Raw genomic sequence first — 24675 nt, 5'->3', positions numbered from 1 at the left:
GTCAGGGCATAGGTCGTCGGACAATTTCGTGGTTAACTTCGGCCTCTTGCATGCTCAATCACCACGTTAAGAAGGACTAAAGTCATGGCTCAAGTCACCCTCAAAGGCAACCCGGTTCAAGTCAACGGCCAGTTGCCACAAGCCGGTTCCAAGGCGCCAGCCTTTTCCCTGGTTGCCGGCAATCTGTCCGACGTTACCCTGAAAGACTTTGCCGGCAAGCGCAAAGTGCTGAACATCTTCCCAAGCGTCGACACCCCGACCTGCGCGACTTCGGTACGCAAGTTCAACGCTCAGGCCAACGAACTGAACAACACCGTGGTGCTGTGCATTTCGGCTGACCTGCCATTCGCCCAGGCCCGTTTCTGCGGCGCCGAAGGCCTGGAAAACGTGCAGAACCTGTCGACCCTGCGCGGTGCCGAGTTCATCGAAAACTACGGCGTAGCCATCGCTGACGGCCCGCTCAAAGGCCTGACCGCCCGTGCCGTGGTGGTGCTGGACGAGAACGACAACGTGCTGCACAGCGAGCTGGTCAAGGAAATCGCTGAAGAGCCGAACTACGACGCAGCACTCGCCGTTCTGAAATAAGCGCTTTTACAATTGTTAACGGCCTGGCCCTGTCCAGGCCGTTTTCATTTGTGTATCAGTGTTTTGCCTCACACCTTGAAACGTAAGTTGAAGGTAAATTGCCGGTAAAGCTGCTTTGCTTAAATCCCATCAGTGCTTATCGTTCAGCCTCCCGTAAAAGAAGCCCACGCGCCCAATGGTTAATCAATCCATGCAATCGTCCCCTCGCAACGCCCGTCGCTGGCTGATCAGCCTGCTCGTCCTGTTGGTCATCGCCGTCCTGTGCTGGAAATTCTGGCCCGCCGGTTCGGCCCACAAGGAGGGCGCCGACAAGGCGGCGAGCGGTCATGCCGGGCGTTCGGGGATGATGCGGCCGGGCTTCGGCGGCGCGGCCGGGCCGATTCCGGTGCGGGTGGCCCCGGCGGTCACGGGCGACTTCCCGCTGTATTACAAGGCGCTGGGCACGGTGACCGCGCTCAACACCATCAACGTGCGCAGCCGGGTCGGCGGCGAGTTGGTGAAGATCAATTTCGAAGAAGGACAGATGGTCAAGGCCGGCGACTTGCTGGCAGAGATCGATCCGCGTCCGTACCAGAACGCCTTGCTCCAGGCTGAAGGCACCTTGCTGCAGAACCAGGCGCAGTTGAAAAATGCGCAGGTCGACGTCGAGCGTTATCGCGGCCTGTACAAGGAAGACAGCATTGCCAAGCAAACCCTGGACACCGCCGAAGCACTGGTCGGCCAGTACCTGGGCACGGTCAAGACCAATCAGGCGGCGGTCAACGACGCCAAGCTGAATCTCGAATTCACCAAGATCCGCGCACCGATTGCCGGCCGCGTCGGTCTGCGTCAGGTCGACGTCGGCAACCTCGTTGCGGCCAACGACACCACGTTCCTTGCAGTGATCACTCAGACCCAGCCGATCAGCGTGGTCTTCACCCTGCCGGAAAACAGCCTCGAAACCGTATTGGCGCGCTACCACAGCGGCGCCAGGCTGCCGGCCGAGGCATGGGATCGCGGCGATACCAAAATCCAGGCCAGCGGCGTGCTGCAAAGTCTCGACAACCAGATCGACGTCGCCACTGGCACCCTGAAATTCAAGGCCCGTTACGATAACCGCGACCAGTCGCTGTTCCCCAATCAGTTCGTCAATGTGCACCTGCTGGCCGACACCCTCAAAGGCGTGGTGCTGGCACCGTCGGCCGCGATTCAGTTCGGCACCAACGGCACCTTCGTCTACGCGCTGGACGGCGACAAGAAAGTCACCATCCGCCAATTGAAGATCGGCGCCAGCGACGGCACCAACACCGTGGTCACCGAAGGCCTCGCCGCGGGCGATCGCGTGGTGCTGGAAGGCACCGACCGCCTGAAGGAAGGCAGCGAAGTGGAAGTGGTCAACGACAGCAATGACGTGCCGACCACCCCGACCGGGCACCTACAGGGCAAACCCGCCGCCAGTGCACCGGACGCCGCCACAGCTGACAAGGCCAAGAAGGGCGCATGAACATTTCGCGGCTGTTCATCCTCCGTCCGGTAGCCACCACCCTGAGCATGCTGGCCATTGTTCTGGCCGGCCTGATTGCCTATCGCTTGCTGCCAGTCTCGGCGTTGCCGCAGGTCGATTACCCGACCATTCGCGTCATGACCTTGTACCCCGGCGCCAGTCCCGACGTGATGACCAGCGCCGTGACCGCGCCGCTCGAACGCCAGTTCGGGCAGATGCCGGGGCTGACGCAAATGGCCTCGACCAGTTCCGGCGGCGCGTCGGTGCTGACCCTGCGTTTCAGCCTCGACATCAACATGGACGTCGCCGAACAGCAGGTGCAGGCCGCGATCAACGCCGCGACCAACCTGCTGCCGACAGACTTGCCGGCACCGCCGGTGTACAACAAGGTCAACCCGGCGGACACCCCGGTGCTGACCCTGGCGATCACTTCGAAAACCATGCTGCTGCCCAAGCTCAATGACCTGGTCGACACGCGCATGGCGCAGAAGATCGCCCAGATCAGCGGCGTCGGCATGGTCAGTATTGCCGGCGGTCAGCGTCAGGCGGTGCGGATCAAGGTCAACCCGGAAGCATTGGCGGCGAACAGCCTGAACCTGGAAGACGTGCGCACCCTGATCGGTGCGTCCAACGTCAACCAGCCCAAAGGTAACTTCGACGGCCCGACCCGGGTCTCGATGCTCGATGCCAACGACCAGCTGACGTCGCCCAAGGACTACGCCAACCTGATCCTCGCCTACAAGAATGGCGCGCCGCTGCGCCTGAAGGATGTGGCGGAAATCGTCGACGGCGCCGAGAACGAACGTCTCGCCGCGTGGGCCAACCAGAATCAGGCGGTGCTGCTGAACATCCAGCGTCAGCCGGGCGCCAACGTGATCGAGGTGGTCGACCGGATCAAGGCCTTGCTGCCGAGCATCACCGACAACCTGCCGGCTGGCCTCGACGTCACCGTGCTCACCGACCGCACCCAGACCATCCGCGCCTCGGTCACCGACGTGCAGCACGAACTGCTGATCGCCATCGCGTTGGTGGTGATGGTGACGTTCCTGTTTCTGCGGCGTGCCAGTGCGACGATCATCCCTTCGGTGGCGGTGCCGCTGTCGCTGATCGGTACGTTTGGCGTGATGTACCTGGCCGGCTTCTCGGTCAACAACCTGACCTTGATGGCGCTGACCATCGCGACCGGTTTCGTGGTCGACGACGCGATCGTGATGCTGGAAAACATCGCGCGCTTCATCGAGGAGGGCGACAGCCCGATGCAGGCGGCACTCAAAGGCGCCAAGCAGATCGGTTTCACCCTGATTTCCCTGACCTTGTCGCTGATCGCGGTACTGATTCCGTTGTTGTTCATGGCTGACGTGGTCGGGCGGCTGTTCCGCGAGTTCGCCATCACCCTGGCGGTGGCGATCCTGATTTCGCTGGTGGTTTCGCTGACGTTGACGCCGATGATGTGCGCACGCCTGCTCAAGCGAGAGCCAGAAGCCCACGAGCAGGGCCGTTTCTACCGGGCCAGCGGCGGCTTCATCGACTGGATGATCGCCGCCTACGGGCGCAGGTTGCAGTGGGTGCTCAAACACCAGCCGCTGACCCTGTTGGTGGCCATCGGAACGCTGGCACTGACCGTGTTTCTGTACATGGTAGTGCCCAAGGGCTTCTTCCCGGTGCAGGATACCGGGGTGATCCAGGGTATTTCCGAAGCACCGCAGTCGATTTCCTTCGCTGCGATGGGCGAGCGTCAGCAGGCGCTGGCCAAGGTGATTCTTGAAGATCCGGCGGTGGAGAGTCTGTCGTCCTACATCGGTGTCGACGGCGACAACGCCACGCTCAACAGCGGTCGTCTGCTGATCAACCTCAAGCCTCACGGCCAGCGTGACCTGAGCGCCACCGAGGTGATCGCGCGCCTGCAGCCGCAACTGGACAAACTGGTCGGCATCCGTCTGTTCATGCAACCGGTGCAGGATTTGACCATCGAGGATCGGGTCAGCCGTACCCAGTACCAGTTCAGCATGTCCTCACCGGACGCCGAATTGCTCAGCCAGTGGAGCGGGCGTCTGGTCGAAGCCTTGGCGCAGCAACCGGAATTGACCGACGTTGCCAGCGACTTGCAGGACAAAGGCTTGCAAGTCTATCTGGTGATCGACCGTGACGCGGCTTCACGCCTCGGCGTTTCGGTGCAGAACATCACCGATGCGCTGTACGACGCCTTCGGCCAGCGGCAGATTTCGACCATTTACACCCAGGCCAGCCAGTACCGCGTGGTGCTGCAGGCACAGGCCGGGGAGAAAATCGGGCCGGCGGCGCTGGACCAGATTCACGTCAAGACCACTGACGGTGCGCAGGTGCGCCTGTCGAGTCTGGCCCATGTCGAGGAGCGTCAGGCGCAACTGGCGATCACCCACATCGGCCAGTTCCCGGCGGTGATGATGTCGTTCAACCTGGCGCCCGGCGTGGCGCTGGGGCATGCGGTGGACATCATCGAACAGGTGCAGAAGGACATCGGCATGCCGATTGGCGTGCAGACCCAGTTTCAGGGCGCGGCCGAAGCGTTCCAGGCGTCGCTTTCGAGCACCTTGCTGCTGATTCTGGCGGCGGTGGTGACCATGTACATCGTGCTCGGCGTGCTTTACGAAAGTTACATCCACCCGATCACCATCCTCTCGACCCTGCCGTCGGCGGCAGTGGGTGCCTTGCTCGCGTTGCTGCTCAGCGGCAACGATCTGGGGATGATCGCGATCATCGGCATCATCCTGCTGATCGGTATCGTCAAGAAAAACGCGATCATGATGATCGACTTCGCCCTCGACGCCGAACGCAACCAGGGCATGGCGCCGGAGCAGGCGATCTATCAGGCGGCGCTGCTGCGCTTCCGGCCGATTCTGATGACCACTCTGGCAGCGTTGTTCGGCGCCGTGCCGTTGATGCTCGCCACCGGCTCCGGGGCTGAGTTGCGTCAGCCATTGGGTCTGGTGATGGTCGGCGGCTTGTTGGTGAGCCAGGTGCTGACCCTGTTCACCACGCCGGTGATCTACCTGTACTTCGATCGCCTCGGTCGGCGCTTTGGCAAGACCAATGCCGACCGTGATGAGGTGGTTGTATGAATTTGCAGCACCAAATGACCTGTGGAAGCGAGCTTGCTCGCGAAAGCGGTAAGTCAGTCACTGACGATGTTGGATGTGCCGGCCTCTTCGCGAGCAAGCTCGCTCCCACAGGGGTTGGTGGTTGGAGCTGGCCTGAATGAACCTCTCCGGTCCTTTCATCAAGCGCCCGGTCGCGACCATGCTCCTGAGCCTGGCGATCATGTTGCTGGGCGGTGTCAGTTTCGGTCTGTTGCCGGTATCGCCGCTGCCGCAAATGGATTTCCCGGTGATCGTGGTCCAGGCCAGTCTGCCCGGTGCCAGTCCCGAAGTGATGGCGTCCACGGTGGCGACGCCGCTGGAACGCTCGTTCGGCGCGATTGCCGGCGTCAACACCATGAGCAGCCGTTCCAGCCAGGGGTCGACCCGGGTCATTCTGCAATTTGACCTTGACCGCGACATCAACGGCGCAGCGCGCGAGGTGCAGGCAGCCATCAACGCTTCGCGCAACCTGTTGCCGAGCGGGATGCGCAGCATGCCGACCTACAAGAAGGTCAACCCGTCGCAGGCGCCGATCATGGTGCTGTCGCTGACCTCGGACGTGTTGGAAAAAGGCCAGCTCTACGACCTGGCCTCGACCATCCTGTCGCAGAGCCTGTCCCAGGTGCAGGGCGTGGGTGAGGTGCAGATCGGTGGCAGTTCGCTGCCGGCGGTGCGTATCGAACTCGAACCGCAGGCGCTGAACCAGTACGGCGTGGCGCTCGACGATGTACGCAAGACCATCGCCGCGGCCAACGTACGCCGGCCCAAGGGCTCGGTCGAAGACGGCGAGCGCCTGTGGCAGATCCAGGCCAACGACCAGTTGGAGAAAGCCAAGGATTACGAGTCGCTGATCATCCATTACAAGGACGGCGCGGCTCTGCGTCTGAAGGACGTGGCCAAGGTCAGCGACGGCGTCGAAGACCGTTACAACAGCGGTTTCTTCAACGATGATGCGGCGGTGCTGCTGGTGATCAACCGCCAGGCCGGCGCCAACATCATCGAGACGGTCAACGAGATCAAGGCGCAGTTGCCGGCGTTGCAAGCGGTGCTGCCGGCCAGCGTGAAGCTGAATCTGGCGATGGACCGCTCGCCGGTGATCAAGGCCACCCTCCACGAAGCGGAAATGACCTTGCTGATCGCTGTGGCGCTGGTGATTCTGGTGGTGTTCCTGTTCCTGGGTAATTTCCGCGCCTCACTGATTCCGACGCTGGCGGTGCCGGTGTCGCTGGTCGGCACGTTCGCGGTGATGTACCTCTACGGTTTTTCGCTGAATAACCTGTCGCTGATGGCGTTGATTCTGGCCACCGGGCTGGTGGTGGACGATGCCATCGTGGTGCTGGAAAACATTTCCCGGCACATCGACGAAGGCGTCAAACCGATGAAGGCCGCGTACCTCGGGGCCAAGGAAGTCGGTTTTACCTTGTTGTCGATGAACGTGTCGCTGGTGGCGGTGTTCCTGTCGATCCTGTTCATGGGCGGCATTGTCGAGAGCCTGTTCCGCGAGTTTTCCATTACCCTGGCGGCGGCGATCGTGGTGTCGCTGGTGGTCTCGCTGACGTTGACGCCGATGCTCTGCGCGCGCTGGCTTAAGCCGCACACGCCGGGCCAGGAAAACCGTTTGCAACGCTGGAGCCGCAAGACCAACGACTGGATGGTCGGCAAATATGCGACCAGCCTCGACTGGGTGTTGCGCCACCGCCGCCTGACCCTGCTCAGTCTGATCATCACGGTCGGGGTCAACGTCGCGCTGTACGTGGTGGTGCCGAAGACGTTCATGCCGCAGCAGGACACCGGCCAGTTGATCGGTTTCGTGCGGGGCGACGACGGCCTGTCGTTCAGCGTGATGCAGCCGAAAATGGAAACCTTCCGCCGCGCCGTGCTCAAGGACGAAGCGGTCGAGAGCGTGGCCGGTTTCATCGGTGGCACCAACGGCACCAATAACGCGTTCATGCTGGTGCGCCTGAAGCCAATCAAGGAACGCAACCTGTCGGCGCAGAAAGTCATCGAACGCCTGCGCAAGGAGATGCCCAAGGTCCCCGGCGCCCAGTTGATGCTGATGGCGGATCAGGACCTGCAGTTCGGCGGCGGCCGCGAACAGACCACCTCGCAATACAGCTACATCCTGCAAAGCGGAGACCTGGGCGCCCTGCGCGAGTGGTACCCGAAAGTGGTGACCGCGCTGCGCGCACTGCCGGAGCTGACTGCGATTGATGCCCGCGAAGGACGCGGTGCGCAGCAGGTAACGCTGATCGTCGACCGCGATCAGGCCAAGCGCCTCGGGGTCGACATGAACATGGTCACGGCGGTGCTGAACAACGCCTACAGCCAGCGGCAGATTTCGACCATCTACGACAGCCTCAACCAGTATCAGGTGGTGATGGAGGTCAATCAGAAGTACGCGCAGGATCCGGTCACCCTCAATCAGGTGCAGGTGATTACCGCTGACGGTGCGCGGATTCCGTTGTCGACCATTGCCCATTACGAAAACAGCCTGGAGGACGACCGCGTCAGCCACGAAGGCCAGTTCGCCTCCGAAAGCATTGCCTTCGACATGGCCGAAGGGGTGACTGTGGAGCAGGGCAGTGCCGCCATCGAGCGGGCGATTGCCAAGGTCGGTCTGCCGGAAGACGTGATTGCGAAAATGGCCGGCACCGCTGATGCGTTTGCCGCGACCCAGAAAAGTCAGCCGTTCATGATCCTCGGTGCGCTGCTGGCGGTGTATCTGGTGCTCGGTGTGCTGTATGAAAGCTACATTCACCCGCTGACGATCCTCTCGACCTTGCCGTCGGCCGGGGTCGGCGCGTTGCTCTCGATCTACGCGCTGGGCGGCGAGTTCAGCCTGATTTCACTGCTCGGATTGTTCCTGCTGATCGGGGTGGTGAAGAAAAACGCCATTCTGATGATCGACCTGGCGCTGCAACTGGAACGCCATCAGGGCCTGTCGCCGCTGGAGTCGATCCGCAGCGCCTGCCTGCAACGGCTGCGGCCGATTCTGATGACCACCCTGGCGGCAATCCTCGGTGCCTTGCCGCTGTTGCTCAGCCGTGCGGAAGGCGCGGAAATGCGCCAGCCCCTGGGTCTGACCATTATCGGCGGCCTGATCTTCAGTCAGGTCCTGACCCTTTACACCACGCCCGTGGTTTACCTCTATCTCGACAAGCTGCGCCACCGCTTCAACAAGTGGCGTGGCGTGCGTACTGACGCTGCTCTGGAAACTCCGCTATGACCGACCGTTCGCTTCTCAATCTGGCCACTGCGCGCGGTTCGCGCCTGTTGAGCCTGTCGCTGTGCGTGGCGATGCTCAGCGCCTGCGCCGTCGGCCCGGACTATCAGCGCCCGCAGACTGCCGAGGTTGCACAGTACAAAGAGGCCGAGGGCTGGCGCCAGGCCAATCCGAGTGACGCGCTGGCGCGTGGTGCCTGGTGGGAGCTGTATGGCGATCAGCAGCTCAATGGCCTGATCGAGAAACTCAACAGCTCCAACCAGACCGTGGCGCAATCCGAAGCGCAGTACCGTCAGGCCCAGGCCTTGGTGCGCAGTGCCCGTGGGGCGTTTTACCCCAATGTCGACCTGAGCGTGGGCAAGACCCGCTCCAGTCAGGGCACCGGCAGCAGCAGTTCGAGCCTGAGCAGTTCTTCCAGCGGGATTCGCGATACCTACAATGCGCAGTTGGGCGTGAGTTGGGAAGCGGATATCTGGGGCAAATTGCGCCGAGGCCTGGAGGCCAACGAGGCCAGCGCCCAGGCGAGCTTCGCCGATCTGGCCGCGATGCGCCTGAGCCAGCAGTCGGAGCTGGTGCAGAATTACTTGCAACTGCGGGTGATCGATCAACAGAAACGCTTGCTTGAAGCCACGGTCGCGGCCTACGAAAAATCGTTGCAAATGACCCAGAACCAGTACCGCGCCGGGATCTCCGGGCGCGATGCGGTGGCGCAGGCACAGACCCAGTTGAAAACCACCCAGGCCGATCTGGTGGACCTGATCTGGCAACGGGCGCAATTCGAAAATGCAATCGCCGTACTGACCGGACAGGCGCCGGCCGAGTTCAGCATCGCCGAGACCCAGAACATCCCGAACCTGCCGCAGATTCCTCTGAGCCTGCCGTCGCAGTTGCTGGAACGGCGCCCGGACATTGCCTCGGCGGAGCGCTCGGTGATCGCTGCCAACGCCAATATCGGTGTGGCCAAAGCCGCGTATTACCCGGATCTGACGTTGAGCATGAGCGGCGGCTACAGCAGCAGTACCTCGAAAAATCTTTTGACCATACCCAACCGTTTCTGGTCGGTCGGGCCGAAACTGGACTTGCCGATCTTCGACGGTGGCATCCGTTCGGCCGAGGTTGACCGTACCGAGGCGGTGTACGACCAGACCGTCGCCAAGTACCGCCAGACGGTGCTCGACGGCTTCCGTGAAGTGGAAAACTATCTGGTGCAACTGAAAGTGTATGAAGACGAGGCGGCGGTGCGTCAGGAAGCACTGGATGCGGCGCGCGACTCGCTGCGCCTGACCCAGAACCAGTACAAGGCCGGGTTGATTGCCTACATCGATGTGGTTGTGGTGCAAGCCACGGCGCTGAGCAACGAGCGCACTGTGCTCAATATCCTGCAGAATCGCCTGATTGCCAGCGTGCAATTGATTGCCGCGCTGGGGGGCGGGTGGGACGGTCAACTGGCCACCGAATAAATCGTGTAGGAGCTGTGGCACGCTGCGATCTTTTGATCTTAAAAAACAAGGTCAAAAGATCGCAGCGTGCCGCAGCTCCTACAGGTTGTGATGGTTGCTCCAGAGCCTTGCAAAACCATCAAACAAGCGTTTCATCGGGTTGATGGCAAAATGATTACTTTGTCAGTGCGTTCTTCCGCGCAATCAGTACAATCGCCGCATTTGCCCGGCCGAGAATGGACGCAGTACGGCGCGGGTGGTCGCGAGAATCTTCATGCTCATCGGTAATTATTCCTTCACCCTGGTTTTCATTTCTTTGTGTGTGGCGATCCTCGCGTCCTACACCGCGCTCGATCTGACCGGGCGCATTGCCAGTGCCCGTGGGCGCGCGGTGCATTTCTGGACGGCGGGCGGCGCACTGGCAATGGGGGTTGGCGTCTGGTCGATGCATTTTATCGGCATGCTGGCGTTCAAGTTGCCGATCGAACTGGGCTACGACATTCCGGTGACCGCGCTGTCGCTGCTGATTGCCGTTCTGTCGTGCGGGTTTGCCCTGTGGTTGGTCAGCCAGCCGAAACTGCCGATTCTGCAGTTGGGTTTTGGTGCCTTGATCATGGGCGCCGGCATCAGCGCCATGCATTACACCGGCATGGCGGCACTGCGCATGACGCCGGGCATCGACTACGACCCGACCCTGTTCGGCGCCTCATTGCTGATTGCGGTCGGTGCTTCGGCGGCGGCGTTGTGGATCGCCTTTCGCCTGCGCCAGCAGTCGCCTTATGTGCGCCTGATTCGCGGCGGTGCGGCGGTGATCATGGGCATCGCGATTGTCGGCATGCACTACACGGGCATGGCCGCCGCGCGGTTTCCTAATGGCAGTTTCTGCGGCGCGACGCTCGACGGTCTCAAGGGTAACGGCCTCGACAATCTGGTGCTGATCACCACGCTGGCGGTGCTGTCGATCGCCTTGCTGACCTCGATTCTCGATGCTCGCCTCGAAGCACGCACCGCCGATCTGGCGCATTCGCTGACCCTGGCCAACCGTGAGCTGACGCAACTGGCGTTGCACGATACCCTGACGGGCCTGCCGAACCGCATGCTGCTGGACGACCGGATCAATCAGGCGATGAAGAAGGTCGAGGAGCAGGGCGGCTGTTTTGCGTTGATGTTCATCGATCTGGACGGTTTCAAACCAGTCAATGATGCCTTTGGCCACCACATGGGGGACCAGTTGCTGCGCGAAGTCGGGGTGCGGCTGCGTGAGGATTTGCGCAGTCAGGACACGCTGGCGCGAATTGGCGGCGACGAGTTCGTGCTGCTGGTGCGTCTGACCGAGCCCAACGATGCCCTGAGCCTGGCAGCGCGCCAGGTCGGCCTGATCGGCCAGTCATTTCGCGTGGCCGAGCATGAGTTGCAGATTTCCGCCAGCGTCGGCATTGCCCTGTACCCGGGTAATGGCCAGAGCGCTCAGGAACTGCTGATGAACGCCGATGCGGCGATGTATCACGCCAAGGGCGGCGGCAAAAACGGCTACAGCTTCTTCGATGCCTCGATGAACAGCAACGCACGCAAGCAGCTGCAGTTGCTGCAAGATCTGCGCGCCGCGCTGGAGCACCGGCAGTTCAGCCTGTATTTCCAGCCCAAATTCGACGCCGCCAGTGGTCGTCCGGTGGGGGCCGAAGCGTTGCTGCGCTGGCAGCATCCGACCCAGGGCATGTTGCTGCCGGACAAGTTCATCGATCTGGCAGAGAAGACTGGCCTGATCATCGCCATCGGCGACTGGGTGCTCAACGAGGCCTGCCGGCAGATGCGCGAATGGTATGTGCTCGGTTACACCGACTGGCGCATTGCAGTGAACCTCTCGGCATTACAGTTCTGCCACGCGGGGCTGGTACAGAGCGTGGCCCGGGCGCTGGCTACGCATCATTTGCCGGCCAACAGCCTGACGCTGGAAATCACTGAAACCACGGCCATGAGTGACGCCGATGCCAGCATGACGGTTTTGCAGGAGTTGTCGGACATGGGCGTCGACCTGTCGATCGACGACTTTGGCACCGGCTATTCGAGCCTGATGTACCTCAAGCGTTTGCCGGCCAACGAACTGAAGATCGACCGAGGGTTTGTCCGCGATCTGGAGCACGACAGCGATGACGCGGCCATCGTCTCGGCGATTGTGGCGCTGGGGCAGGCACTCGGTTTGCGCATTGTTGCCGAGGGCGTGGAGACTGGCGTACAGCAGGACTTCCTCACGCAGTTGGGCTGTGATTCGTTGCAGGGCTATCTGTTGGGCCATCCGATGCCGGCTGACGCGTTCATGCAGAACCTCACCCGTGGAAAGGCTCAGGCGGCTGTCTGACTGCAAACGGTGGCGAGGGAGCAAGCTCCCTCGCCACAAAAAACATCTCAGTCTCATGCAGGGTTTTGTCTTGGACAGAGCCCATGCAAAACCGCCCAATGACGGTTATTCTTCACCCCGACTGTTACGTGTGCATCGGGGGAAGGGCCAGCATGGATAAAGTCATGGTAATCACCGGTGGCGGGCGCGGAATCGGCGCCGCTACGGCGTTGTTGGCTGCCGGGCAGGGCTATCGGATCTGCATCAACTATCAGTCGGATGAACAGGCCGCGCAAAGCGTGCTGGAGCAAGTGCGGGCGCTGGGGGCGCAGGCCATTGCGGTGCGCGCCGATGTCAGCATCGAAGACGAAGTCATCGCACTGTTTCACCGGGTCGACACCGAGCTGGGACGGGTCACCGCACTGGTGAACAATGCCGGCACCGTCGGCCATAAGTCGCGGGTCGATGAAATGTCCGAATTCCGCATTCTCAAAATCATGAAAACCAACGTCCTGGCGCCGATCCTCTGCGCCAAGCACGCGATCCTGCGCATGTCGCCCAAGCACGGCGGGCAGGGCGGCAGCATCGTCAACGTCTCCTCGGTCGCCGCACGCCTGGGCTCGCCCAACGAATACGTCGACTATGCCGCGTCCAAAGGTGCGCTCGACACCTTCACCATCGGTCTGTCCAAGGAAGTGGCGGGCGAGGGTATTCGCGTCAACGCGGTGCGTCCGGGCTACATCTACACCGACTTCCATGCGCTGAGCGGCGATCCGGATCGGGTCAGCAAGCTTGAGTCGGCGATTCCGATGGCTCGGGGCGGGCGCCCGGATGAGGTGGCGGAGGCGATTGTCTGGTTGCTGTCCGACAAGGCTTCTTATGCGACGGGGACGTTTGTTGATCTGGGGGGCGGACGTTAGAGCCAATGTTCTGACGCAATTGTGTTTTGTATCGTTGTCAACTGTCAGTTTTGACAGTTTGATCTGTTTGCTGCTGCGCCTAGAGTAGACGTGACGGACATTGGCAAATCGACTCCCGAATTGCGCTGTTCGCCGTGGCTAAACGGGAGTAGCGAAATGTACACGATTTCAGGTGGGAACTTCGAACCAACGGCGCCCCTGTCAGTGCCGCGGGCGTTGCACAGTGCGACATTGCTGACGAGCGGGGAAGTGTTGGTAGCCGGAGGGCTCAATACGGTGGGGGCAACTCTCACCCCCCTCACGTCCGTGCGTTTTGATGCGCTGTTTCCTGGCGGCATGCAATTTGACTTGCACTCGGTGACATCAAGCGTTGAGCGCTATGACCCGACTCGGCAAATGTGGTTATCGGCGGCCCCCCTTCGTATTCCACGTGGGTCTCACACTGCGCTGATTCTTCATTCCGGCTTGGTCATGGTCGTAGGCGGGAGCAATGGAACTACACTGCGCAGTGTCGAGTTATATGACGCCAACAGCAATCGATGGAGCGCCGCTGCTGACGTGAAGACGCCGCGTTTTGCTCACACCGCCACGTTATTGCGTTCCGGAGAGGTGTTAGTGACAGGTGGCAACAATCTGCAGCCCAGCGGCGGTGAAGTCCTCGATAGTGTCGAGCTGTTTGACCCGTCAATGGGCCAATGGGTGGATGTACCCAGTCTGCCTGTCGCAAGAATGAATCACACCGCGACATTGCTCGACTCAGGGCAGGTGCTGGTTGCTGGCGGCTACTCGGCAATTGAAAATGCTGCACTTCGTAGCGCTTTTGTTTTTGATCCGCAGCGTCGAACCTGGAAAGAAGTCGAAGCATTGCCTGCGCCGCGAATGCAGCAAACAGCGACACTGCTCAAAGATGGACGCGTTCTGCTGGCCGGGGGCGCTGGCGAACCATTTGGGGCTGCGTTGCGCAGTGGCGTCCTCTATTGCCCGAATGATGGCACTTGGCAAGGGACGGCTGAGTTGATGGTTGCTCGCAATCGGCACACAGCGACCAGGCTGGCGAGTGGCGAGGTGCTTGTGACAGGTGGGAGCGGGGTATTCGATGTAAATGATCCATGGTCCGCCGAAATCTACCAATCTGCGAAAGATGAGTGGATCCGTGTCGGTGACTTGAGCGACGGCCGTCATTCCCACAGTGCGACATTACTTGGCTCAGGTGCAGTCCTGATCACCGCAGGACAGCTTCCAACACCTGACCCGGGTTACACAAACAGCGCTGAATTGTTCACCAGTGCGCTTTGATCGGCTTTTTGAAGCGAACGTATATTGGTGCGTCCGATGGTCTGGAACGTTTGTTGATTTGGGGGGGAGGGCTGATTTTTGACATTTGTGTTGGGCGATCTTACCTCATCGCTGGCAACATCTGACTGTCAGAACGACCGCACAATCCGCCCCAGCGTCTCCATTGCCTTCTCCGAATCCTCGGTCCACGGGCTGCCGTAATTCAAGCGAATACAATTCCTGAAGCGCTGGGTTGGCGAGAAGATCGGCCCTGGCGCGATGCTGATGCCCTGCGCCAATGCCATCTGAAACAACTTCAAGGAATCCATCTGCGGCGGCAATTCCAGCCACAAAAAGTAGCCACCCGCCGGCTGGCTGACCCGGGTCTGCGCCGGGAAGTAGCGGGCAATCGCCGCGAGCATCGCGCTTTGCTGTTCTTCCAGGGCATAGCGCAGTTTGCGCAGATGGCGATCGTAGCCGCCGTGTTGCAGGTAGTCGGCAATCGCCGCTTGCGCCGGCATTGAAGCACAGAGCGAGGTCATCAGTTTCAGCCGTTCGATTTTCTGCGCGTAGCGCCCGGCAGCGACCCAGCCGATGCGGTAGCCAGGGGCCAGACTCTTGGCGAACGAACCGCAGTGCATCACCAGCCCTTCGGTGTCGAACGCCTTGGCCGGTTTCGGCGCTTGCTGGCCGTAATAGAGTTCGGCATAGACGTCGTCCTCGATCAGCGGCACCTGATGCCGGCGCAGCAGTTCCACCAGTTCCTGTTTCTTCGCCTCGGGCATGGTCGCGCCCATCGGGTTCTGGAAACTGGTCATGCACCAGCAAGCCTTGATCGGATGGCGTTCCAGGGTCTGGGCGAGCACGCCGAGGTCGATACCGTCGCGCGGGTGCACGGGGATTTCCACGGCCTTGAGTTTCAGGCGCTCCAGCACTTGCAGGCTGGCGTAGAACGCCGGGGCTTCGATGGCCACCAGATCGCCCGGTTCGGTCACTGCTTGCAGGCACAGGTTCAGCGCTTCGAGGGCGCCGTTGGTGATCAGCAGTTCTTCCATGGGCAGCATCAGCCCGCCGACCATGTAGCGCAGGGCAATCTGCCGACGCAGTTGCGGGTTGCCCGGCGACATGTCGGTGACCACCATGCGCGGGTCCATCTCCCGCGCGGCACTGGCCAGCGAGCGCGACAGACGCTGCAATGGGAACAGGGTCGGGCTGGGGAACGCCGAGCCGAAGGGCACGGTGCTCGGGTCCTTGATCGATTCGAGCACCGAGAACACCAGTTCGCTGACGTCGACTTCGGTGGAGTCGTTGACGTGGCTACTGATCACCGGCTCGGAAAACGGACTCGGCGCGTGGGTGTTGACGAAGTAGCCGGAGCGCGGCCGCGCGCGAATCAGTCCGCGACGTTCCAGCAGGTAATAGGCCTGGAACACCGTGGACGGGCTGACCCCGTAGGTCTGGCTGGCGTAGCGCACCGATGGCACTCGCTGCCCGGGGCCGAGGACGCCGGAGCGGATCAGTTCAGCGATGTCGTCGGCGAATTTTTCGTAGCGTTTCATCGGTTGCCCGGTTAGTAATTGATTTGAGTGCATGTATTTGTGGTGAGGGGATTTATCCCCGATGGGCTGCGGAGCAGTCCTGAAACCATACGATGCGGTGTATCAGACATGGCCGGTTGCTAAATTTGGGGTTGCTCCGCGTCCATCGGGGATAAATCCCCTCACCACAGGGATCGCATTGTGAAAAAGAGAGCTGCATCTTAAAGGTTCAGCGATTCATCGGCGCCACAAACCTGCTTTTCGCCACGCTATAAATCTGCGGCTCGTCGCTGTCGGCGATCTTGAAGCTCAAGGTCTGCGAGCTGCTGGCCGGGCGTTCGGTGGTCATCGCCACCGATACCGGCACATCGACAATCTCACCCGGCGCCAGGCTCAGTTCGGTCTTGCCCTGTAACTGGAAGCCGTCGCCATCCACCAGGCTCAGGGTGTAGTCCTGGCGCTGTTGGGTCTTGTTGATCACCTTCAGGGTGTAGATGTTTTCGATCTGGCCCTGACCGTTCTCGCGGAACAACCCACGATCCTTGGTCACGTCGAGCGAGACCATGGGCCGTTCGACCAAAGCCAGTGCCAGTGCGCCGATCATCACCAGCAGCACCGCGACGTAGCCGATCAGCCTTGGCCGCAGCAGGTGGGTCTTGCCACCCTGCAATTCGCGCTCGGAACTGTAGCGGATCAAGCCGCGCGGGTAATTCATTTTGTCCATGATCGAATCGCAGGCGTCGATGCACGCCGCGCAGCCGATGCATTCCATCTGCAGACCGTCGCGGATGTCGATGCCGGTCGGGCAGACCTGCACGCACAACTGGCAATCGATGCAATCGCCGAGACCGGCTTCGGCGGGCTTCACGTCGCGTTTGCGCGGGCCACGGTTTTCGCCACGGGCCGCGTCATAGGAAATCGCCAGGGTGTCCTTGTCGAACATCACGCTCTGGAATCGCGCATACGGGCACATGTGCATGCACACCGCTTCGCGCAGCCAACCGGCGTTGATGTAAGTGGCGGCGGTGAAGAACAGTACCCAGAACAGACTGACCCCACCGATCTGCAGGGTGAACAGCTCTTCGGCCAGCGGGCGAATCGGTGTGAAGTAGCCGACGAAGGTCAGCCCGGTCATCACGCTGATCGCCAGCCACAAGGTGTGCTTGGCGGCCCTCCGCGCCAGTTTGTTCAGGCCCCACGGCGCTGCTTGCAGTTTGATGCGCTGGTTGCGCTCGCCTTCGGTGACTTTCTCGCACCACATGAAAATCCATGTCCACGAGCTCTGCGGGCAGGTGTAACCGCACCAGACCCGACCAGCGAACACGGTAATGGCGAACAGACCGAACGCAGCAATGATCAGCAGCGCCGAGAGCAAGATGAAATCCTGTGGCCAGAAGGTTGCGCCGAAGATGTGGAATTTGCTTTCGGCGAGGTCCCACAGTACGGCCTGACGACCGCCCCAGTTCAACCACACGGTGCCGAAAAACAGCAAAAACAGAAAACCTGCGCCGCTGATGCGCAGGCGGCGGAACAGCCCGGTGAAACTGCGCGTGTGGATCTGCTTGTCGGTAGAGCCGGCCTTCGCCTTCATTGGGCGACCTGGCACATTTTTAATGGTGGGGCTTGCTTCTATGGTTCGGACGGGGATTTGTTCGCTCATGGTCATTCGCTCATCAGCCTCCATCAGGCGAACGAACTATGAGCGCCGATCTGTTTGCATAACAGACTCAGCTATTTGAATAAAAAGCGGATCAGATGGCGTCTGAGCGACGCCCTGCGACAACTTGAAGCAGCCCGCAGGCGCAGGCGCAAACGCCTATCGCAGGCGTCTGCGCCGGATGTTGATCCGGGTCAGTCAAATCACCGAATCACTCTCATCGGCCTTCAGGTGCTTGCGGCCGTCTTTCGCGCCGGCGACGGTCAAGGCATCGGCCTCTGCTTCAGTGATGTAAACGCGCCGGCTTTCAATTTCCACGAACGACATGGCTTTTTCGCTATCCGTTTTGACTTCCAGGGTGTCGCAGATACGAATTTCTTCGCCATTTTCGACGGTGAAAAAACACACTTTTGATTCGGGGTTGGATTCATCGATTCGAACGGGCATGAGGCTGTCCTTTTTTCATGGGTACCTGAGAGGTTAGGGCGCGCGCGTGGCCGATCGTTCTGCGCAACTGATTAATGGTCGCTGCTGTCCATCCATTAACGACAATTAAAAAGGACGGAGCGATGAACGCTTGGTGGCATGAAGTGTGGGTAACGCTGCAAGCGGAGTTCGCCGATGTCGGCGACGCTTCGCAACTGACGCGCATCACCGTGCGCCTGCTGATGGCGGCGGTGCTCGGCGGGATTCTTGGTTTCGAACGTGAGCACAAAGGCAAGGCCGCCGGGGTGCGCACGCACATGCTGGTGGCACTCGGCGCTGCGCTGTTTGTGCTGGTGCCGCAAACCAGCGGGGCGGAGTCCGATGCCATGAGCCGGGTGTTGCAGGGCGTGATCGCCGGGATCGGTTTTCTTGGCGCCGGAACCATCCTGAAAAACAAGGAAGGCGATGAGGGCCATGTCAAAGGGCTGACCACTGCAGCCGGGTTGTGGATGACGGCGGCGATCGGCGTGGCGGCGGGGTTGGGCAGGGAAGCGACTGCACTGCTCAGCACGTTGTTGGCGTTGGGGATTTTCAGCGTAATGCCGCGGGTGGTCAGGTTGTTCGAGAAAGAAGACGAGAAAAACCAGCATCTGTGAACACCGCGAACAACCTGTAGGAGCTGCCGCAGGCTGCGATCTTTTGACTTTGATTTTTAAAAACAAGATCAAAAGATCGCAGCCTTCGGCAGCTCCTACAGGGGGGGACGTGTTGCTCAGACGATGACGGGTGGCATCGTCGTCGGCGGTTCTTCCTTCGGCGGTGGCGTGGTGCCTGGGGGTTCCTGTTCGGGAATCGGCTGCGGTTCGGTCTCGGGCAGGGTGGGTTTGTCGATGTTCGGATCAGGCGTTTCTGCCGGGATCGGGATGTTCATCTGTAGACCTCCGTGTGGCACATGGCGTGAGAAGTGCTTAAGTGGATTGACCACCTGCTGGCGAATTCGATCCGCTTTTTTGCCCAGGCAAATCCCTGTGAACTTTTCCCCGCGCCGGTCGCTCGGAACCTAAGTGAGTTCATGTCGGGGCCGGTGCCTCCTTGTGGACACGGATCCGGCACAAGAGCGTCCTTGGGGCGTAAAGGAGAGAGGCTCGATGTCCGCTGAAAAACCTTCAGAGCAGAGCTACAACCCGCACATGCCGCTGTCGCAGGCGTTGCTGCTGCCGCGCATCGTGATCGAAAACACCATGCCGACCCTCGATGGCGGGCAGTTTGCCGTCAAGTCGATCGTCGAGCGTGACGTGATCGTCACCAGCAAGGTCTTTGCCGACGGCCACGACAAGCTGGCGGTGCGCATCCGCTGGCGTGCGGAGGGCGAAGAGAGCTGGCACAGCGAGGTGATGAACGAGCTGGGCAATAACAGTTGGCAGGGGCAGTTTCGTCCCGAACGCCAGGGTCGCTACCTGTATTGCATCGAAGCGTGGATCGATCACTTCGCCAGTTTCCAGTACGAACTGGAGAAAAAGCACAACGCCGCCGTCCCGGTGTCGCTCGAACTGCAGGAAGGCCGCACCATGGTGCAGCAGGCCGCCGAGCGCAGCGACGGTCAGCTCAGCGAACAACTCGCCGCACTGCATCATGAATTGTCCGGCCTGCTCGAAACCGAGCAGGTGGCGCTGTTCCTGCACTCGCGCAGTGCGCAATTGATGGCGCAGGCCGATCACCGTGCCTATCTGAGCTTGAGTGCCGAATTCCCGGTGGATGTTGAACGGGAACTGGCCGAGTTTGCCAGTTGGTATGAGCTGTTTCCGCGCTCGATCACCGACGATCCCAACCGTCACGGCACGTTCAACGACGTGCACGCGCGTCTGCCGATGATTCAGGACATGGGTTTTGACGTGTTGTATTTCACGCCGATCCACCCCATCGGCCGCGCCCATCGCAAGGGTCGCAACAATTCCCTGACCGCAGGTCCCGAGGATCCCGGTAGCCCATACGCGATCGGGAGCGAGGAGGGTGGGCACGAAGCGATTCACTCGCAGCTCGGCACCCGCGAAGACTTCCGCCGGTTGGTTGCCGCCGCCGCTGAGCATGGTCTGGAGATCGCCCTCGATTTCGCCATCCAGTGTTCCCAGGATCACCCGTGGCTCAAGCAGCATCCGGGCTGGTTCAACTGGCGCCCGGACGGCACGATCAAATACGCGGAAAACCCGCCGAAGAAATACCAGGACATCGTCAACGTCGACTTCTATGCGCCGGACGCGATCCCCAGTCTGTGGGTCGAGCTGCGCGATATCGTGGTCGGTTGGGTCAACGAAGGCGTGAAGATCTTTCGCGTCGACAATCCGCACACCAAGCCGCTGCCGTTCTGGCAATGGCTGATTGCCGATGTGCGGGCGCTGCACCCGGAAGTGATCTTCCTCGCCGAGGCGTTCACCACGCCGGCGATGATGGCGCGGCTGGGCAAGGTCGGTTACAGCCAGAGCTACACCTATTTCACCTGGCGTAACACCAAGTCCGAGTTGGCGACCTACTTCACTGAGCTCAACGAGTCGCCATGGCGCGAATGCTACCGGCCGAATTTCTTCGTCAACACGCCGGACATCAACCCGGCGTTCCTGCATGAGTCGGGGCGTCCGGGCTTTCTCATTCGCGCGGCGCTGGCGACCATGGGGTCGGGCCTGTGGGGCATGTATTCCGGTTATGAACTGTGCGAGTCGGCGCCGGTGCCCGGCAAGGAGGAATACCTCGATTCGGAGAAGTACGAGATCCGCGTCCGCGACTTCAATGCACCCGGCAACATCATTGCCGAAATTGCCCAGCTCAATCGCATCCGCCGACAGAACCCGGCGCTGCACACGCACCTGGGCCTGAAAATCTACAACGCCTGGAACGACAACATTCTGTACTTCGGCAAGCGCAGCTTTGACGGCAGCAATTTCATTCTGGTGGCGGTGAGCCTCGATCCGCACAACGTGCAGGAAGCCAATTTCGAATTGCCGCTGTGGGAGATGGGCCTGCCCGACGACGCAACCACCCACGGTGAAGACTTGATGAACGGGCATCGCTGGGACTGGCACGGCAAGTATCAGTTCATGCGCATCGATCCGGCGTACCAGCCGTTCGGGATTTGGCGGATTACTGCCGCGTAAGACCTTGCTCAAAAACTTGTGGTGAGGGGATTTATACCCGACTGGCTGCGCAGCAGCCACAAAAAACAACCGCGTAAAACTGAATAAAAGCAGGGCCGCTTCGCAGCCCATCGGGGATGAATCCCCTCACCACAGAGCCCCTCATCACAGGGCAACCGTGTGGTCTGACAGAACTGAACAGGAGTTTCACATGGCGAAGAAACCCAAGGCAGCCACCTTCATCAAAGACCCGCTCTGGTACAAGGATGCGGTGATCTATCAAGTTCACGTCAAATCGTTTTTCGACTCCAACAACGACGGAATCGGCGACTTTCCCGGCCTGATCGCCAAACTCGATTACATCGCCGAACTCGGCGTCAACACCATCTGGCTGTTGCCGTTCTACCCGTCGCCACGCCGCGATGACGGTTACGACATCGCCGAATACCGCGGCGTGCACAGCGACTACGGGACCATGGCCGACGCCAAGCGCTTTATCGCCGAGGCGCACAAACGTGGCTTGCGGGTGATCACCGAGCTGGTCATCAACCACACCTCCGATCAGCACCCGTGGTTCCAGCGGGCGCGCAAGGCCAAACCCGGCTCGGCGGCGCGGGACTTCTATGTGTGGACGGATGACGATCAGAAGTACGACGGCACCCGAATCATCTTTCTCGACACCGAAAAGTCCAACTGGACCTGGGACCCGGTCGCCGGCCAGTACTTCTGGCACCGTTTCTATTCGCACCAGCCCGACCTGAATTTCGACAATCCGCAAGTGATGAAAGCCGTGCTGTCGGTGATGCGCTACTGGCTGGACATGGGCATCGACGGTCTGCGTCTCGACGCGATTCCGTACCTGATCGAGCGCGACGGCACCAACAACGAAAACCTGCCCGAGACCCACGACGTCCTCAAGCAGATCCGTGCCGAGATCGATGCCAATTACCCGGACCGCATGCTGCTGGCTGAGGCCAACCAATGGCCGGAAGACACTCAGCTGTACTTCGGCGACACCGATGCCGAGGGCGTCAACGGTGACGAATGCCACATGGCCTTTCACTTCCCGCTGATGCCGCGCATGTACATGGCGCTGGCCCAGGAAGATCGCTTCCCGATCACCGACATTCTGCGGCAAACCCCGGAAATTCCTGCCAATTGCCAGTGGGCGATTTTCTTGCGCAATCACGATGAGCTGACGCTGGAAATGGTCACCGACAAGGAGCGCGATTACCTGTGGAACTACTACGCCGCTGACCGTCGCGCGCGGATCAACCTTGGCATTCGTCGGCGTCTGGCACCATTGATGGAGCGAGACCGCCGCCGCGTAGAACTGCTCAATAGCCTGCTGCTGTCGATGCCCGGCACGCCGACCCTGTATTACGGCGACGAAATCGGCATGGGCGACAACATCTACCTCGGCGACCGCGACGGCGTGCGCACGCCGATGCAATGGTCGATCGACCGCAACGGCGGTTTCTCCCGCGCCGATCCGGCGAGCCTGGTGCTGCCACCGATCATGGACCCGCAATACGGTTACCTGTCGGTGAACGTCGAAACCCAGGCCGGTGATCCGCATTCGCTGCTCAACTGGACGCGGCGCATGCTCGCCGTGCGCAAGCAGTCCAAGGCCTTCGGGCGCGGCACGCTGAAGATGCTCTCGCCGAGCAACCGACGCATCCTGGCCTACACCCGCGAGTTCACCGACGCTGACGGCAAGCACGAAATCATTCTTTGCGTGGCCAACGTCTCGCGCAGCGCGCAAGCGGCGGAGCTGGATCTTTCTGCGTACGTCGGCATGGTCCCGGTGGAGATGCTTGGCGGTAACGCGTTCCCGCCCATCGGCCAGTTGAACTTCCTGCTGACCTTGGCGCCGTATGGCTTCTATTGGTTCGCCCTCGCGGCGGAAAACCAGATGCCGAGCTGGCACGTCGAACCGGCGCAGAGCCTGCCCGACTTCACCACGCTGGTGCTGAAAAAACGCATGGAAGAACTGCTTGAAGCGCCGACCCGCAACACTCTGGAGCAGAGCGTCTTGCCGAGCTGGCTGCAGAACCGCCGCTGGTTCGCCGGCAAGGACGCGGCCATCGAGCAGGTCAATCTGGCCTACGGTGTGCGTTTTGGCGATGCGCAGCATCCGGTGCTGCTCAGTGAGATCGAAGTCACCAGCGCCGGGCAGACCAGCCGTTATCAACTGCCGTTCGGGTTTATTTCGGAAGACCAGGTCGGGGCGGCGTTGCCGCAGCAATTGGCCTTGTCCCGGGTACGCCGCGGACGTCAGGTGGGGCTGATCACTGATGCGTTCAGCCTCGAAACGTTTGTGCACGCCGTGCTGCACGGCATGCAGAGCAGCACCGTGCTTAACTCCGAACAGGGCGAGATTCGTTTCACGCCGACCGCGCAGCTGGAAAAACTTGGCCTCGGCGCTGAATCCGAGGTGCGTTATCTGTCGGCCGAGCAGTCGAACAGTTCGGTGGTGATCGGCAATAGTCTGGTGCTGAAACTGATCCGCAAAGTCGCCTCGGGGGTGCACCCGGAGCTGGAAATGAGCGCCTACCTGACCGAGGCCGGGTTCGAGAACATCTCGCCGCTGCTGGGTTCGGTGATTCGCCGTGATGCCCGAGGCGAAGACAATCTGCTGATGATCGCCCAAGGCTATCTGAGCAATCAGGGCGATGCCTGGGAATGGACGCAGAACAACCTCGAACGGGCGCTGCGCGATGAACTGGCCGACGCCATGTCCGAGCAGGAACAGCATTACAACGCCCTCGGCGAGCTCAAGGACTTTGCCGGCATGCTCGGCCAGCGTCTGGGCGAAATGCATCAAGTGCTCGCGGCGCCGAGCGACAATCCCGATTTCGCCCCGCAAACCACCAGCGCCAAAGACGCCCAAGCCACCGGCAAGGACGTTGCCGCGCAGGTCGAGCATGCGTTGAAGCTGCTCAAGCAACATCAAAGTCATCTGAGCGCGGCGGATCAGAAAATGGTCGCGCGGCTGCTGGACAACAAAAAAATCATCCTCGGCCATGTGCAGGAGCTCGCGCAAAAAGCCGTGGGCGGCCTGCGCATTCGGGTCCACGGTGACCTGCATCTGGGCCAAGTGCTGGTGATCAAGGGCGATGCCTATCTGATCGACTTCGAAGGTGAACCGGCGCGGCCGCTGCACGAACGGCGCGGCAAACACAGTCCGTACAAGGACGTCAGCGGCGTGCTGCGGTCCTTCGATTACGCGGCGGCGATGACCATCAACGTGCATAACGTCGATCACAGTGCGGAGTCGGAAGCGGCCCGGCATCGGGTTGCCGAGCGCTACCTGCGTGAGGCACGCGAGGCATTTGTTCAGGCATATCGCCAAGCGGCGGCTAGTCTTGATCATGCCTGGCAGGATCCTGCGGGTGCCGACGCAGCGCTCGCGCTGTTCGGCCTGGAGAAGGCGGCCTATGAAGTGGCCTATGAAGCCGAAAATCGCCCCACGTGGCTGCCCGTGCCGTTGCACGGTTTGTATGGGTTATTGACGGGGCTTAAACCCTTTTCCGATCTTGGTGGAGAGTAG

Annotated in this window: 15 protein-coding genes; 11 read left to right on the top strand and 4 right to left on the bottom strand. The window is 60.9% G+C overall.

The annotated features are described in order from the left end of the window. Positions 1–84: 84 nt before the first annotated feature. The 8 genes from tpx (at position 85) to AB1J88_RS07985 (ending at position 14397) form a co-directional block, all read left to right on the top strand. A complete protein-coding gene (gene tpx / locus AB1J88_RS08020; protein ID WP_041066982.1) occupies positions 85–585 on the top strand; it encodes a thiol peroxidase in 501 nt (166 codons plus the stop codon). 175 nt (positions 586–760) lie between these two features. Beyond that, on the top strand, positions 761–2068 hold the full coding sequence (locus AB1J88_RS08015; RefSeq protein WP_108182599.1) for an MdtA/MuxA family multidrug efflux RND transporter periplasmic adaptor subunit: 1308 nt from the start codon (positions 761–763) through the stop codon (positions 2066–2068). Continuing rightward, a complete protein-coding gene (locus AB1J88_RS08010) occupies positions 2065–5166 on the top strand; it encodes an MdtB/MuxB family multidrug efflux RND transporter permease subunit (RefSeq protein ID WP_430290711.1) in 3102 nt (1033 codons plus the stop codon). Before AB1J88_RS08015 ends, AB1J88_RS08010 begins: the two co-directional genes overlap by 4 nt. A gap of 136 nt (positions 5167–5302) precedes the next feature. Next, positions 5303–8410 carry an efflux RND transporter permease subunit gene (locus tag AB1J88_RS08005; RefSeq protein ID WP_131670346.1) on the top strand — a complete coding sequence of 1036 codons (3108 nt, stop codon included), beginning with the start codon at positions 5303–5305 and terminating at the stop codon, positions 8408–8410. Then, positions 8407–9867 carry an efflux transporter outer membrane subunit gene (locus tag AB1J88_RS08000; protein ID WP_131670347.1) on the top strand — a complete coding sequence of 487 codons (1461 nt, stop codon included), beginning with the start codon at positions 8407–8409 and terminating at the stop codon, positions 9865–9867. The genes AB1J88_RS08005 and AB1J88_RS08000 overlap by 4 nt, the downstream gene beginning before the upstream one ends. A gap of 253 nt (positions 9868–10120) precedes the next feature. After that, positions 10121–12202, top strand: coding sequence for a putative bifunctional diguanylate cyclase/phosphodiesterase (locus tag AB1J88_RS07995; RefSeq protein WP_430290709.1), 2082 nt, complete (start codon positions 10121–10123; stop codon positions 12200–12202). A 152-nt stretch (positions 12203–12354) separates the two neighbouring features. Beyond that, positions 12355–13101, top strand: a complete 747-nt coding sequence (locus AB1J88_RS07990; RefSeq protein WP_047294160.1) for an SDR family oxidoreductase — start codon at positions 12355–12357, stop codon at positions 13099–13101. 156 nt (positions 13102–13257) lie between these two features. Then, positions 13258–14397 (top strand): Kelch repeat-containing protein, encoded by a 1140-nt coding sequence (locus AB1J88_RS07985; RefSeq protein ID WP_430290708.1) that lies wholly within the window; start codon positions 13258–13260, stop codon positions 14395–14397. A gap of 128 nt (positions 14398–14525) precedes the next feature. Here AB1J88_RS07985 and mapR read toward each other — a convergent pair whose 3' ends face one another. The 3 genes from mapR to AB1J88_RS07970 form a co-directional block, all read right to left on the bottom strand. Then, positions 14526–15935 (bottom strand): GntR family transcriptional regulator MpaR, encoded by a 1410-nt coding sequence (gene mapR, locus AB1J88_RS07980; protein WP_008087199.1) that lies wholly within the window; start codon positions 15933–15935, stop codon positions 14526–14528. Positions 15936–16143: 208 nt separating this feature from the next. Next, positions 16144–17574: a cytochrome c oxidase accessory protein CcoG gene (gene ccoG / locus AB1J88_RS07975; RefSeq protein WP_430290707.1), complete on the bottom strand. Its 1431-nt coding sequence runs from the start codon at positions 17572–17574 to the stop codon at positions 16144–16146. Between the two features lie 195 nt (positions 17575–17769). Continuing rightward, the gene (locus AB1J88_RS07970; RefSeq protein WP_041067006.1) at positions 17770–18018 is read right to left on the bottom strand and encodes a DUF3203 family protein; all 249 of its coding nucleotides are present in this window, start codon (positions 18016–18018) and stop codon (positions 17770–17772) included. A 122-nt stretch (positions 18019–18140) separates the two neighbouring features. On the opposite strand from AB1J88_RS07970, the gene AB1J88_RS07965 reads away from it, so the two are divergent. Next, positions 18141–18653 (top strand): MgtC/SapB family protein, encoded by a 513-nt coding sequence (locus AB1J88_RS07965; protein WP_086791075.1) that lies wholly within the window; start codon positions 18141–18143, stop codon positions 18651–18653. Positions 18654–18769: 116 nt separating this feature from the next. On the opposite strand, the gene AB1J88_RS07960 is transcribed toward AB1J88_RS07965, so the two are convergent. Further along, complete coding sequence (locus AB1J88_RS07960) at positions 18770–18928, bottom strand: hypothetical protein (RefSeq protein ID WP_003224520.1); 159 nt, start codon at positions 18926–18928, stop codon at positions 18770–18772. Between the two features lie 217 nt (positions 18929–19145). Here AB1J88_RS07960 and AB1J88_RS07955 point away from each other — a divergent pair, with 217 nt between their 5' ends. After that, positions 19146–21143, top strand: coding sequence for an alpha-1,4-glucan--maltose-1-phosphate maltosyltransferase (locus AB1J88_RS07955; protein ID WP_430290706.1), 1998 nt, complete (start codon positions 19146–19148; stop codon positions 21141–21143). Positions 21144–21333: 190 nt separating this feature from the next. Continuing rightward, entirely contained in the window at positions 21334–24675 is a 3342-nt protein-coding gene (gene treS / locus AB1J88_RS07950; protein ID WP_430290705.1) for a maltose alpha-D-glucosyltransferase, read from the top strand.

The sequence above is a fragment of the Pseudomonas sp. S8 genome (assembly GCF_050473925.1).
Taxonomy (GTDB): Bacteria; Pseudomonadota; Gammaproteobacteria; order Pseudomonadales; family Pseudomonadaceae; genus Aquipseudomonas; species Aquipseudomonas parakoreensis.
This window is presented reverse-complemented; position numbering and strand designations above follow the sequence as displayed.